The sequence below is a fragment of the Asaia platycodi JCM 25414 genome (genome assembly GCF_000614545.1).
GTDB lineage: Bacteria > Pseudomonadota > Alphaproteobacteria > Acetobacterales > Acetobacteraceae > Asaia > Asaia platycodi.
This window is the reverse complement of the sequence record NZ_BAKW01000001.1, coordinates 383,614-395,837: the sequence shown is the minus strand read 5'-3', so window position 1 is coordinate 395,837 and position 12,224 is coordinate 383,614. Positions and strand designations below refer to the sequence as shown.

The 12,224-nt window shown below is 57.3% G+C and carries 9 protein-coding genes and 3 pseudogenes; 7 read left to right on the top strand and 5 right to left on the bottom strand.

Features of this window, described 5'->3' with window-relative positions:
- Positions 1 to 84: 84 nt before the first annotated feature.
- A complete protein-coding gene (locus tag JCM25414_RS16030; RefSeq protein WP_242403243.1) occupies positions 85 to 717 on the top strand; it encodes a glucosamine-6-phosphate deaminase in 633 nt (210 codons plus the stop codon).
- Positions 718 to 846: 129 nt separating this feature from the next.
- Here JCM25414_RS16030 and JCM25414_RS16025 read toward each other — a convergent pair whose 3' ends face one another.
- From JCM25414_RS16025 to JCM25414_RS25685, 4 genes are all read right to left on the bottom strand, one after another.
- Positions 847 to 2,949, bottom strand: coding sequence for a beta-N-acetylhexosaminidase (locus tag JCM25414_RS16025; protein ID WP_148300895.1), 2,103 nt, complete (start codon positions 2,947 to 2,949; stop codon positions 847 to 849).
- 351 nt (positions 2,950 to 3,300) lie between these two features.
- On the bottom strand, positions 3,301 to 3,897 hold the full coding sequence (locus tag JCM25414_RS16020; protein ID WP_199897564.1) for a copper homeostasis protein CutC: 597 nt from the start codon (positions 3,895 to 3,897) through the stop codon (positions 3,301 to 3,303).
- 32 nt (positions 3,898 to 3,929) lie between these two features.
- A complete protein-coding gene (locus tag JCM25414_RS25690) occupies positions 3,930 to 4,346 on the bottom strand; it encodes an ROK family protein (protein ID WP_277910937.1) in 417 nt (138 codons plus the stop codon).
- A gap of 37 nt (positions 4,347 to 4,383) precedes the next feature.
- Positions 4,384 to 5,064, bottom strand: coding sequence for an ROK family transcriptional regulator (locus tag JCM25414_RS25685; RefSeq protein WP_081775742.1), 681 nt, complete (start codon positions 5,062 to 5,064; stop codon positions 4,384 to 4,386).
- Positions 5,065 to 5,292: 228 nt separating this feature from the next.
- Between JCM25414_RS25685 and JCM25414_RS26290 the strand changes: the two are divergent.
- The 6 genes and pseudogenes from JCM25414_RS26290 to JCM25414_RS16000 form a co-directional block, all read left to right on the top strand.
- A pseudogene (locus JCM25414_RS26290) lies at positions 5,293 to 5,709 on the top strand (ROK family protein); the annotation flags it as partial.
- Positions 5,697 to 6,263, top strand: coding sequence for an ROK family protein (locus tag JCM25414_RS24170; protein WP_081775741.1), 567 nt, complete (start codon positions 5,697 to 5,699; stop codon positions 6,261 to 6,263). The pseudogene JCM25414_RS26290 and the gene JCM25414_RS24170, both read left to right, overlap by 13 nt.
- A gap of 48 nt (positions 6,264 to 6,311) precedes the next feature.
- Positions 6,312 to 6,659 (top strand): MFS transporter, encoded by a 348-nt coding sequence (locus tag JCM25414_RS24165; RefSeq protein ID WP_242403242.1) that lies wholly within the window; start codon positions 6,312 to 6,314, stop codon positions 6,657 to 6,659.
- Between the two features lie 5 nt (positions 6,660 to 6,664).
- Positions 6,665 to 7,600, top strand: coding sequence for a glucose/galactose MFS transporter (gene gluP / locus JCM25414_RS16010; RefSeq protein WP_242403241.1), 936 nt, complete (start codon positions 6,665 to 6,667; stop codon positions 7,598 to 7,600).
- Between the two features lie 4 nt (positions 7,601 to 7,604).
- A pseudogene (nagA, locus tag JCM25414_RS16005) lies at positions 7,605 to 8,722 on the top strand (N-acetylglucosamine-6-phosphate deacetylase).
- Positions 8,723 to 9,220: 498 nt separating this feature from the next.
- Positions 9,221 to 10,424: pseudogene (locus JCM25414_RS16000) on the top strand (carbohydrate porin).
- Positions 10,425 to 10,465: 41 nt separating this feature from the next.
- On the opposite strand, the gene ade reads toward JCM25414_RS16000, so the two are convergent.
- Positions 10,466 to 12,166: an adenine deaminase gene (ade, locus tag JCM25414_RS01720; RefSeq protein WP_025840533.1), complete on the bottom strand. Its 1,701-nt coding sequence runs from the start codon at positions 12,164 to 12,166 to the stop codon at positions 10,466 to 10,468.
- Positions 12,167 to 12,224: the final 58 nt, after the last annotated feature.

Here is a 12,224-nt window from a genome sequence, read left to right as displayed (position 1 = left end):
CTAATTGAGGTTTTTTAGATGGGAGAGAACGCTCTTCCTCACCTGAGGTTTTCCTCCGTCCCTTTGACAGGATCATGCCTTTTCATGCGCCTTATCATCATGCCAGACCCGCATTCCGCCACACGATTCGCCGCAAATGAAATAGCCTCCCTGATGACCGCGGGCAGCCATCCTGTTCTGGGTTTGGCTACAGGGCGCACAATGGAAGGGGTTTATCGCGATCTCTGCATGATGCACCGTGAGGAAGGCCTCGATTTTTCGACCACGACCAGCTTCAACCTCGATGAATATGTCGGGCTGAGTGCTGCCGACCCGCGCTCTTATCATGACTACATGAATTCACTGCTTTTCAGCCATGTGAACATCAGGCCGGGCGCCGGACACCTCCCTGCCGGTGATGCGTCCGACCTCGATGCCGAGTGCCTGGCTTATGAAAACGCGATCGCGGCCAGCGGAGGCATAGACCTGCAACTGCTCGGCATCGGCGATACCGGGCATATCGGCTTCAATGAGCCCCCCTCGCCTTTCGACAGTCGCACACGTTGCGTCACCCTCAACGAGAAGACGCGCATCCAGAACGCGGGCATGTTCGGCGGCAATCCCGACAATGTTCCGACACGCGCACTCACCATGGAGTCGGCACCATTCTCGAAGCGCGCCACCTCATGCTTCTGGCTCTGGGGAAATCAAAGGCTGCGATTATTGCCAAGCGCTTGAAGGCGCGGTCGGGCCTGAGGTCAGCGCCTCGGCCATTCGGCTCCACGCGCAGTGTACGGTAATTCTCGATGGGGACAGCGCTTCCGCACTCAGCGCCAAGACACGCAGTCTGGCCCTTTATCAGGAAGGCTAATACTCGCCCCTTCGGGCTATATGCGAGAACAATACCGAAGCGACATCGGAGAGAAAATCACTCCGATGCCGTCTTGTTATTTCGCGACTGAGACCAGCGACCGGATACCGGGAACGATCGCGATGAGCAGTCCACCGGGCGCTGCGCCACATGATTCGAGCTTCATGATCGGCACTCGCCGCATAGGCCTTGTCCTGCTCCGCTAGGAGGGAATTAGCATGATCCTGCCATGCGCGCCCTTTCTCACCCGACTGCAGCGCTTCGAGGCCGAGCTTTGACAGAGCGGCAATCTGGCTCGAAATCGGCTTGACTTCATTCACGCAATCAGGCCCCGGCAGTGCCTGAAAGGCCCTATCATTGGCTTCATAACGCGCGAGTTTTTCCTTCAATACGCCCGCGACACCCCGGTCACCCGCTGCATAGCGTGCTGCCAGCGCATTGAACGCATTACCTTCGAAACTATCTGCAGAGGCGATGGCCGCTGGTGAGATGAGAATGGCCTCGCCCTTGCGATCGGCAAGACGGTTGATGGCGTAATTGCGCACTGGCACGGTCAACGCGACAAGCTGAGTCAGAGGTACGATGTTCTGCGGCGTCAAACGAGCAATCATGCGGGCCTGATGATCCGAAGCCTGAAGACCGAAATGCTCGAGCGTGTTCAATATCTCAGGCAAGCGGCGATTGAGCGCATCTGCATCGGCAACCGACTGAGGCGACCAGAATCGCTCCGCGATAGCGGCTGAGCGCGGCCAGAGCCTCTCATCGACCATTTCATCCGAAACGATTTCGGTCCAGAGTGGGGCCTCACCCCCGAGCACGAGTTTTTTCTGAGCCTCATCGAGAGCCGGCGCATTCGGATCGAGCATGAACGCCGCGTTCACCGGCTTCTCACCCTTTCCAGGCACCCTGAAGGCAAGACCATCTGCACGTGTGTCGTAAGGATCGACCGCATAATGCTTCGATGAAGGTGTCAACAGATCGAGGTAATAGCCCGAGGACACCACAACCGGGTGACCAAGCCTTGTGGCCGTTCCGACCCATTTGGAACCACGCCAGGCCTCGACCACCACATTTTTCGGAATAGGCGCCTCGCTGACCTCATCCCACCCCATCATTATCTTGCCATCGGCGCTCAGGATCTTTTCGATCTCTGCAGTGAACGCTGCCTGGAGCGCGGGCGCATCGGCAAAACCATGAGATTTCATATAGGCGGCAATCTGCGGATTATCGCTCCACTGCCGTGCCACGACCTCGTCACCGCCAGTGTGGAAATAGCGATCAGGAAAGAGCGCCGCCATCTCGCCAAAAAGCGTTCGGGCAAAGCCGAGCACCTTGTCGTTTGTCGGGTCCATGGCCGCCATATTGAGGTCGGGGTGTTTCGTGCAATGGGTCGTCACGTCGTCATTGCTTGAGGCCACCCGACAATCCTGCTGCCAGTCCTGAACCGTCGGTACAGGGTGCTGTGCCGCAAGATCAGGATAAGCGGTCAGGATAGCCAGGGTGTGACCAGGCACATCGAACTCAGGCACGATCCGTATGCCGCGATCGGCGGCATACGCGATGATCTCTTTCACCTGAGCCTGCGTATAATATCTGCTGTGCCCGCCAACCTGCTGCAGGAGCGGCAGGCGTTTGCTCTCGACGCGAAAACCCGTACCGTCGCTCAGATGCCAATGCATCACATTGAGCTTGGTCAACTCCATGGCATCGAGCTGGCGCTTGAGCGTATCGAGCGACTGAAAATGGCGCGACACGTCGATCATCAGCCCGCGCCACTTGAATCTCGGCGCATCATCAACATGCCCTTGCGCCAGAACCGGCACAGCGCCATGCGTATCGATCATCTGCAAAAGCGTGGCGAAACCGTAGATTACCCCTGTGGGCCCCCCGGCCGTCAGAACGATTTCTTTCGAGGACACATCGAGCGCATATCCTTCACGAGCATCGAGCGAAAGATAGGCCGGGTCTTTTCCTACCTTGATCCTGAGCACGACGCCGCCTTTCGTAGCCTCTGCGCCCGGAACGACACCTATCTGCTCCAGTCTTGCCTCGAAACGGGCCAGAGCCGTTTGAGCAGGGGGGATGGTGCGTGCGCCCATACCACTTTGGGCAGTGCTGCAAGTCCTGTCGTCTGTCCGCTCAATGTCGATTGCGCGGGCTGTGGCATGAAGACCGGCGTCAAAGGGGTCGCTTGCGCCCTTCCGGTGGCGGCACAGGCGAGCAGCAAAGCACTCAGTGCAAAACCGGAACGAATTGATACATGCGAAAGGAACATGGGGTTCGATCCTCTTTGTCCTGAAACGGTTCTCAGCCTTGGGCTGCGCAGGCGGCCTCGTGCAGAAGCCTGATCTCCACAGGCGATGTCACGGCGTGATCCACTGCGAATCCGAAATGAAGCAGACGCTCATCCTGCACCGCTGATTTTTCGCGGCAAGAGGCATGGAAGGATTTCACCCCAGATATTTTAGAAACTGTAGTAACTTTATCAGGACGAACAAAGCCCCCTGCCATGATATCGATACGCCCTGCCGCTCGCTCGCGCAGGCGCGCAGCATTTCGACACCATCCGGCGCTTTCGGAGTCAGTCCTGAGGTAAGAATACGCTCGAAGCCCAGCGCGATCGCCTCCTCAAGCGCCTCGAACGGATCGGGCACAAGGTCGAAAACCCGATGCAACTGGCGACGCAGAGGGCCGCAGGCCTGGGAAAGACGGCCCAGCATCGCCACATCGAGCCGCGAATCAGGGAGAGCCGCCCCGAGAACGACACCCGCGAGCCCAGCCTCACGCAGAGCCGCGATGTCGCAGAGCATCTGCTTCTCCTCATCGGGAGAAAAAACGAAATTCCCGGCGCGTGGCCTGACCATCGCAAATACCGGGACGCGCGGCGTTCTGGCCAGGGCAATCAGTCCGGGTGACGGGGTCAGCCCCCCCAGAGCAAGTGCTGCACAAAGCTCGATGCGCGCTACGCAATCGAGCTGGGCAGCAAAAAGCCCCTGCGCCTCATCGACACAGATTTCCAGACTGACATCGTCGGGCGATCGGAGCATTCCGCTGCGGCTCATCAATCCAGCTTCTGATTTCAGAGACTGGTATTGCCAAACAGGAAGCGCTGCGCTGCAAGACTTGCCGCTCCCGTCGCAAAATCATTCGGATGCAAGGGGCCGAGCACCAGCTCGGTCTCGTAGCTTTCACGGCGCAGCACATGCGCCTCTACCGCCTGCCTGAGCGCCCTCGCAAAAACGCTTTCCACAAGATGTGGATCCAATCTGACGACTATTCGTAATGGATCGATGAGCTGGATAATCTGAGAGAGCGAAACGCCAAGCGCCGTTCCCGCCCGATGAAGTATGGCCAGAGCCTCCGGCTGGCCATCTGTGGCGAGATCGACAATCTGCTCTATCTCATCCGGCAAACCTGCCCGTCGCGCCGCTCCCAGAATTGCGGGAAGGGCAGCGACTGTCTCCAGACAGCCGCGATTGCCGCAACGGCACGGCAGAGCCTCACGATCAATTGCGATGGGGGAATGCGAAATCTCACCTGCTCCCCATGATGACCTCGGTGCAGACGCCGATTGATGATGTGGCGCCGCCTATACCCTCGCTGACAAAAACGAGACTGAAATCCTTGAATTCGCCGGAATTGCCGAAAAGCTGTTCACCGATGACCAGCGCATTGGCGTCGTTTTCAACGAAAACCGGCAAACCGGTCATCGCTGCGAGCCGCTTACCGATATCGATATCCTTCCAGCCAAGTGTCGCAGAAGCCACACAGACCTGACTGTTACCCGACACAATCCCCGCGATCACAACACCGATCCCGGCAAGTTCACCGATTCCCTCAGGATAATCGTTGCGAATTTCCTTCACCGCTCCAGCCATGGCCGCAAGACAGGCCTCGACATCGGTAACGAGAGGCATCGTGAAGCTTCTATGTACGCCGCCGTGCGGATCGGTCAGCACTACATGTGCCGGATCCGCTTGCAGGGAAATTCCTATGAAACTGGCGGCGTCCTGACGCAGCCCCAGCATGATGGCCGGGCGACCAAAGCCGAAGACACGCTCGCGCTCGTCGAGGATATTCTTTTCGATCAGCTCCCTCACCAGCGCCGTGACGCTGGCCTTGCTGAGATTAAGAATCCGGGCAAGGTCGGTACGGCTTTGCGGGCCAGAACGGCTGAGCACACTCAATATTCGATGGTGGCCTGTCGAGAACATAACTTATTTCATTTGCTAAATTAAGTAGAACAACTCTACGGTCTCATCCTGCGCCCGAAAAGCGCACTACCCGAAGCAATCCTGCAGTGTTTTGGCTCAGGAGTCAGATTTCATACTAGCGACACGAGCGTTAATCTGTCCATAAGCCCAAGTGAGAAAAGCGAATGCTGCATGACCCTATACAGTCAACGAACGCAATATGTTCAGGGAAGATTATGAAATAATTAAATTAACTTACCTGAATTAAGTATCCGACCCAGAATCAAGAACGAAATACAATCGAAGGTACACGATGCCAACGAGGAAAAATCTCACTGCTCCGGCGCTGCTCTGCGCCGATATCGGCGGATCCCATATGCGCCTTGCCTGGTCGATAACGATCTCAACCTTGTAGAGCGCAGACAGATATCAACGCCTAGTCACGATCTGGACCGCTTTGTTGAGGCATTTTCGGAACTCCTCCGTGAATCGCGCAGTCCTGTTACGGCTGTCCATCTTTCACTTGCCGGTTTGCAGGACCCCATAACGGCTCGATGCACTGCCGCGAATATACCCTGCATTAACGACGTTTCTCTCGCCCCGCTGATGAGCAGAAAGCTCGGTTTACCGGTGCGCATCGCGAACGACGCCGATTGCTTTACGCTTGCCGAGGCAGAACCGGAGCAGCCAAAGGACAGGATAACGTGTTCGGCATCATACTCGGAACGGGCGTGGGTGGCGGACTCGTCCAGCAAGGCAATCTTGTCGTCGGGAGACAGGGGCTTACCGGTGAATGGGGGCATGGCCCTTTTCTGCGCCGCAGTGATCGGGATTATCCTTATCTTCCTTGCGGATGCGGGCAATCGGGCTGCCTTGATACGATCGGTGGGGCCAGAGGACTCGAGAAACTTCATCTCTGGCTTTGCGGGGAGGCCTGCTCCAGTCGCGAGATTATCAACGGCTGGTTATCAGGGAAACCTTCATATCAAACCACCGTGACACGCTATATCGACCTTCTTTCAGACGCTTTGGCAATCGTGATCAATATTACCGGCGCGAGCTGTGTTCCTGCAGGTGGCGGATTAAGTACGGTCGGAGAACTGATCACGGCGCTGGACCAGGCTGTCCGAAAGAAGTGCCTCTATAAAACAGATACTCCGATTATTGTGAGAGCGAAGCTGGGCGATGATGCTGGCCTGATTGGAGCGTCCTACCTATAATATACATAGTTTATTTTCTAAAATAATAAACCTTGTCTGTTTGAGGACTTGCACATCATGATTAAGGTCCGCAGTACCCAAAACAAATTAGTTGGCCCCTATGGTTATTCTGCGTTGGCTGTCGCCGCGCTGATCTTTTTTGCCATGGGCTTTGTCACCTGGCTGAACGGCCCGCTCATTTCATTCGTGCGTGTTGCTTTTTCATTGAGCGAATTCAGCGCCTTCTTCATTCCGCTTGCGTTTTATTTCTCCTTTTTCCTCTTTTCCATTCCGACCTCGCTGATTGCGAGCAGGCTCGGTCTGAAAAAAGGCCTTACCCTTTCCGTGCTCGTCTCTGCACTGGCGTTGCCGTTTTCGGCCAGTTCGTTTCCTGGCGCATCTATCCCGGAGCGTTGACGGGCTTGCTGATTCTCGGTGCCGGTATTTCTCTCATGCAGGTCGTGATCAATCCGCTTGTCAGCCTTCTCGGCCCACCGGAGCGGGCCGCACAGCGCATTTCGATCATGGGCATCTGCAACAAGACAGCAGGTATTCTCGCGCCGATCGTGCTTGGGCTGCTCGTAATGCGCAATATCGGCGCCGTTGCCGAGAAAGCGCAATCAGCGACTGACCCTGCCGTGCGCGAGGCGCTGCTCAATAATTTCGTTCAGGCGCTCTATGCCCCCTATCTCGGGATGGCAGGGATACTGGTCCTGATCGCCATCGTCGTCGCCTTCGCCCCCCTGCCCAATCTCGAAGCGCCTGTCATCACCTCCGGCGAAGGCTCTCAGCATCGCTTCTTCAAACCGCATCTCGTTTTCGGCTTCATCGCCATGTTCCTCTATGTCGGTATCGAGGTCATGGCAGGCGACGCCATCGGTACCTACGGTCAGGGCTTCGGCCTGCCGCTGGACGAGACGAAGTTTTTCACTGCCCTCACCCTGACCGGCATGCTCTTGGGCTATATCATGGGGTTCATCATCGTGCCGCGCTTCATCAGGCAGGAAGTCTATATGCAGCTTTCCTGTGCTGTAGGCTGTGTCCTGACCATTCTGGCAGTTCTGACCCAAGGTTATCACTCAGTGTTCTGCGTGGCCCTTCTCGGCGTCACCAACGCCATGATCATGCCGACCATTTTTCCCATCGCCATTCGCGGCGCCGGTCACATGACGGCCATGGCCTCTGCCGTCATGGTCATGTCCTATAGTGGTGGCGCGATCGTGCCGCAGTTCTACGTATGGCTGAAACCCGTCTTCGGGTTTCAGGGCATGTTCGCCATGATCGTTATCCCTGCCTATCTGATCATCATGGCCTATTCGCGTCGCTACGGCCGCGTCGGGCTGGCCGAACAGGACTGATTTCATGACACAGACTCTGACAGGCCAGATCGTTCTGGCCGATCGCCTTCTGCCGGGCACCGTTCATTTCGACAGCCATATTCGCGAGATCGAAGCGGGAGATACCTCCGGGCGTGACTATATTCTACCCGGCTTTATCGACGGCCATGTGCATGGCGGCGATGGCGCGGACACGATGGACGGCGCCGAGGCAATAAGGTGTCTCGCGCAGTATCATATGCGTCATGGCACAACGACCATCCTGCCAACCACCATCACCCGCCCCTGGGAAGATGTCATCGTCGCCCTCAAAGCGGTGGCCGAGGTGATGAAAACCCCCAGCGCCGGGGGGCCGCGTATTCATGGGGCTCATCTCGAAGGCCCCTTTGTCAGCCCTCACAAGCTCGGTGCCCAACCCCCCTTCGCTATCGCCCCCTCTCCTGAAAAAATTGCAGAAATCGTCGCTCTCGATTGTGTCAGGGTCGTTACCCTCGCCCCGGAACTCGACCATGCCGATACTGCCATTGCGAGCCTGGCAAGAGCCGATGTGCGTATCAGCATCGGTCACACCATAGCCGATTACGAAACGACGATGGGGGCGATTGCCAGCATCTGCACCTGCGGCGGCATTGCAGGTGGTACGCATTTGTTCAACGCGATGTCTCCCATAGAAGGGCGCAAACCCGGCCCCGTCACAGCGCTGATGTGCCATGACGCGAGCTATGCCGAGATGATTTTCGACGCACATCACGTCCACCCTGCCAGCTTCCGCCTCGCATCCCGTCTCATGCGCAACCGATTGCTTTTCGTCACCGATGCCATGCGCGGTGCGGGTCAACCTGACGGCCCCAGCACATTGGTGGACAGGAAGTCCTGATCGAAGGCGGGGTCGTGCGCTTGCCCAATGGTTCTCTCGCCGGGAGCGTGCTGAGCCTAGACCAGGCCCTGCGCAACGCTGTGACCCATGGAGCGTCTCTTCCCGAAGCAAGTCGTCTCGTAAGCACCAACGCGGCGGCTTATCTGGGACTTTCCGATCGGGGCGCTATCGAAACTGGCAAGCTGGCCGATATGGTGGTTCTCGATCACACCCTCACCGTGAAAGAAGTCTGGGTGGGAGGGCGAAAAACCTTCGCTCGCGACTGATCTCGTTATAATACGCTCAACTCTATCATCGTTTTTGTAACAACGTAACACGGAATTTTGTAGTCTTTATCCGTGTCCTTTCATCATGTCTTTCTGTTAATGCCATCACCATTATCGGCGCCCCTTTCGGCAGATCTGCCAGAGAGGCGTCGACCCGATGATTATTTCGCCCGATGGTTATTTGGATTGAGAAACGTGACGACCAAACCTGACTTGATGCCCATCAGAGACGGCGCCCTTCCCTCTGCGCGCCCTGTTGAAGCGCGCCGAAAGACACGACGTGGCTTGGGCGTTGCTTTCACGACGGCACTACTGGCGACGATTCAGGCACCCTCTGCCCGGGCACAGTCGGAAACCGCCAAGACGCTCGACAGTAGTGGATACACCGCAATCGGCTTCCCGATCGCAGGACAGGGCGCCGTACCGATCGGGCCGCTTGTGCCTTCCCTATATGGCAATCCGCATCTTTTCGGCGATTGGGGCGGGGCGCAGAGCTGGATGCAAAAGCGCGGCATCTTTCTCAATATCGCGCTGAATGAAGAATATATGGGCAACGTGACCGGCGGCCGCACGCGTGACAACGTGCTGGCCGGTCAGGTTGCCGCCGAACTCGATATCGACTGGCAGAAGCTCGCGGGTTTTCAGGGCTTCTGGACCCATCTTCTGGTGGTCAACGGTCATGGGCGCAATTTCAGTTCGACGCTGGGCGATTACGTCTCCAACCCCGAGCAGATCTACGGTTCACGCGGCAATGTCGTGGCCCATCTCGTCTCGATGTATGCCGACAAGACCTTTCTGCATGACCGGGTCATTCTTTCGGCCGGTGTGATCCCGACCGGAACGTTTTTCGATTTCGATGCGCTGGCCTGCAACTTCATGAATGTCAGCGTCTGCGGAAATTTCGCACCAGGCAAATATGCGCCCGGCGGTCGTGACTGGCCTTCAGCCAATATCGGCGCCGTGCTGCGCGTGCGACCGACCGAGCGGACCTATATCATGGGAGGCTTTTCGCCGTCAGCCCACACGCCTTCAATGGCGGCGTGTCAGGCTGGGCACTGGCCCAGGATGGGCTTGGCAAACTCAGCTCGCAATTCGAAACCGGCTGGGATCCTGCCTTTGGCAAGGACAAGTTGCTCGGCCATTACAAGATCGGTTTCTACTACGACAATTCGCGCTATCCGAATCTCTACGAAGACCGGTATGGCGGGTCGTATCAGGCCAGCGGGCTGGGTGCCCGCAAGGAATCCGGCATGTGGTCGAGCTGGGTAATGTTCGATCAGATGCTGGTGCGGAGCGGCAAGGGCATTGCCGACGGTCTGATCGTGATCGGTGGCGTCGGCTATGCCCAGGCAACGTCGTGGCCATGCGCGATCATGAATGGATCGGCCTGCTGCAAAGCGGTACCCCCTGGCACCGCCCACTCGATCAGGTCGGCATCATGTTCCAGCACATGAACATGAGCCGCTCGATCCGTCTGCAGCAGCAATCTTCAGTGGCGCTGGGTCTGCCGTTTGTCTCCAACCAATGGGGCAATGTCTATGGGGTGCAGAACTGGGAGCAGGTTTACGAAGCCTTCTACAGCGTGCACCTCCTGCCCGCGACCGCGCTGCAATTCGACTTTCAGTATCTGCAGCACCCCGGTGCCACGACCACTTTCAAGGATGCCGCCATTCTGGGTGGCCAGTTGACGACAAATTTCTGACCCCTGTTCCGCCCCGGTCAAACCGGGGTGGGACCATGCGCTCAGGGCACCAATGTCATGGTGTCGACATCGATCAATCCCAGATCGGTGATCTTGAGATGAGGAATAACGGGCAAAGGCAGAAAAGCCAGTTGCAGGAATGGCTCTTCAAGCGTGCCACCCATACCGCCAACTGCCCGACGCAGGGCTTCAAGATTGTCACGCACGGTCTCGAAAGGCTGATCACTCATCAGCCCCGCAATCGGCAGGCTCAACTCTGCAATCACCTTGCCGCCATCGACAGCCACAAAACCGCCGCCCAGCTCTGTCAGCCGCGACACGGCCAACGCCATATCGGCATCGCTCATGCCAACGACGCAGAGATTATGGCTGTCATGACCGACTGAGGAGGCCAAGGCCCCTTCCTTCAGACCGAAGCCCTGCACGAAACCGCGCCCGATATTCGCGTTCTTGCCATGACGGGCAATGACACAGATCTTTGCGATATCCTGCGTCTCGTCTGGCAAGACGCGGCCATCGGCAGTCGGCAAATCGAAACGTCTGAACGCAGTGATGATCTGCCCCGGAATAATACCGATTACAGCACGATGATCGCCTGCGCCTTTCACGACCAGATCCTGCTCGGTGATTGGCGCGGCCAGTCTGATGGAGCCATATCCGGTAGGAGGGATGATGTCACGGCTATCGAACAGCGCATCATCAACAAGCCGCCCTGCCGAGAAGACCTGAGCCACCTGGCAGGTCTCCAGATCGTCAAGCAGCACGATATCGGCGCGCATACCTGGCGCGATCTGACCGCGGTCGCGCAGACCAAAAGCACGCGCCGCCGAGAGCGAAGCGGCACGATAGGCGGCAAGCGGCTTTACCCCAAGGTCGATCGCCTTGCGGATAAGGAAATCGATATGACCCTCATGAGCGATTTCGAGCGGATTGCGATCGTCGGTGCAAAAGGCGAAAAACTGTGACGTCTCCGGCGTCAGAAGCGGGGCAAGCGCTTCAAGATCCTTGCAGACAGAGCCTTCGCGAATGAGGATGGTCATGCCCTTGCGGATTTTTTCCAACGCTTCCTCTGCTGCGGTCGCTTCATGATCCGTTGAAATACCCGCGCAGAGATAACCGTTGAGTTTCTTGCCACGCAGCAACGGCGCATGACCGTCGATATGCCCGCCGGCAAAGGCCACGAGCTTGTCGAGACAATCAGGCTGGCCGGTGAGCACACCCGGAAAATTCATGAACTCGGCCAGCCCGATGACCTTGGGGTGATCGCGATAGGCGACGAGCGACGCCGCATCGAGAATGGCCCCGGAAGTTTCGACAGGTGTCGCAGGGACGCAGCTCGACAGATTGATCCGCAGGTCCATGATCGTGCGCGTGGCACAGTTCAGAAAATAATCGAACGCGGCGCCGCCCAGAACATTGGCCATTTCATGCGGGTCGCAGATGGCGGTGGTCACGCCATGCGGCAGCACGCAGCGATCAAACTCGAAAGGCGTGATGAGAGAGGATTCAACGTGCAGATGGGTGTCGATAAAGCCCGGCACCGCAATTTTGCCGGTACCATCTATCTCACGTTTGCCTTCGTAACGGTCGAGCGTACCGACAATACGATCGCCACAGATAGCGATATCGCCAGGCAGAATCTCTCCTGTCACAAGATCGAACAGCCCGACATTACGTATGACGAGATCGGCAGGCGCCTTGCCACCACCCTGCTGAATTCGCTGTTCGATAAGATGGCGCATCATATACTCCCGGCCGGATCAAACCCAGAATATAGGACGTGCCAACACGCCTTACAAA

What these genes read in the sequence shown, in the direction of transcription:
- JCM25414_RS25685 (WP_081775742.1), bottom strand. Translation starts at nt 5,064, where the DNA reads ATGTTCTCGACAGGCCACCATCGAATATTGAGTGTGCTCAGCCGTTCT.
- JCM25414_RS16020 (WP_199897564.1), bottom strand. Translation starts at nt 3,897, where the DNA reads ATGCTCCGATCGCCCGACGATGTCAGTCTGGAAATCTGTGTCGATGAG.
- ade (WP_025840533.1), bottom strand. Translation starts at nt 12,166, where the DNA reads ATGCGCCATCTTATCGAACAGCGAATTCAGCAGGGTGGTGGCAAGGCG.
- JCM25414_RS16030 (WP_242403243.1), top strand. Translation starts at nt 85, where the DNA reads ATGCGCCTTATCATCATGCCAGACCCGCATTCCGCCACACGATTCGCC.
- JCM25414_RS16025 (WP_148300895.1), bottom strand. Translation starts at nt 2,949, where the DNA reads ATGGGCGCACGCACCATCCCCCCTGCTCAAACGGCTCTGGCCCGTTTC.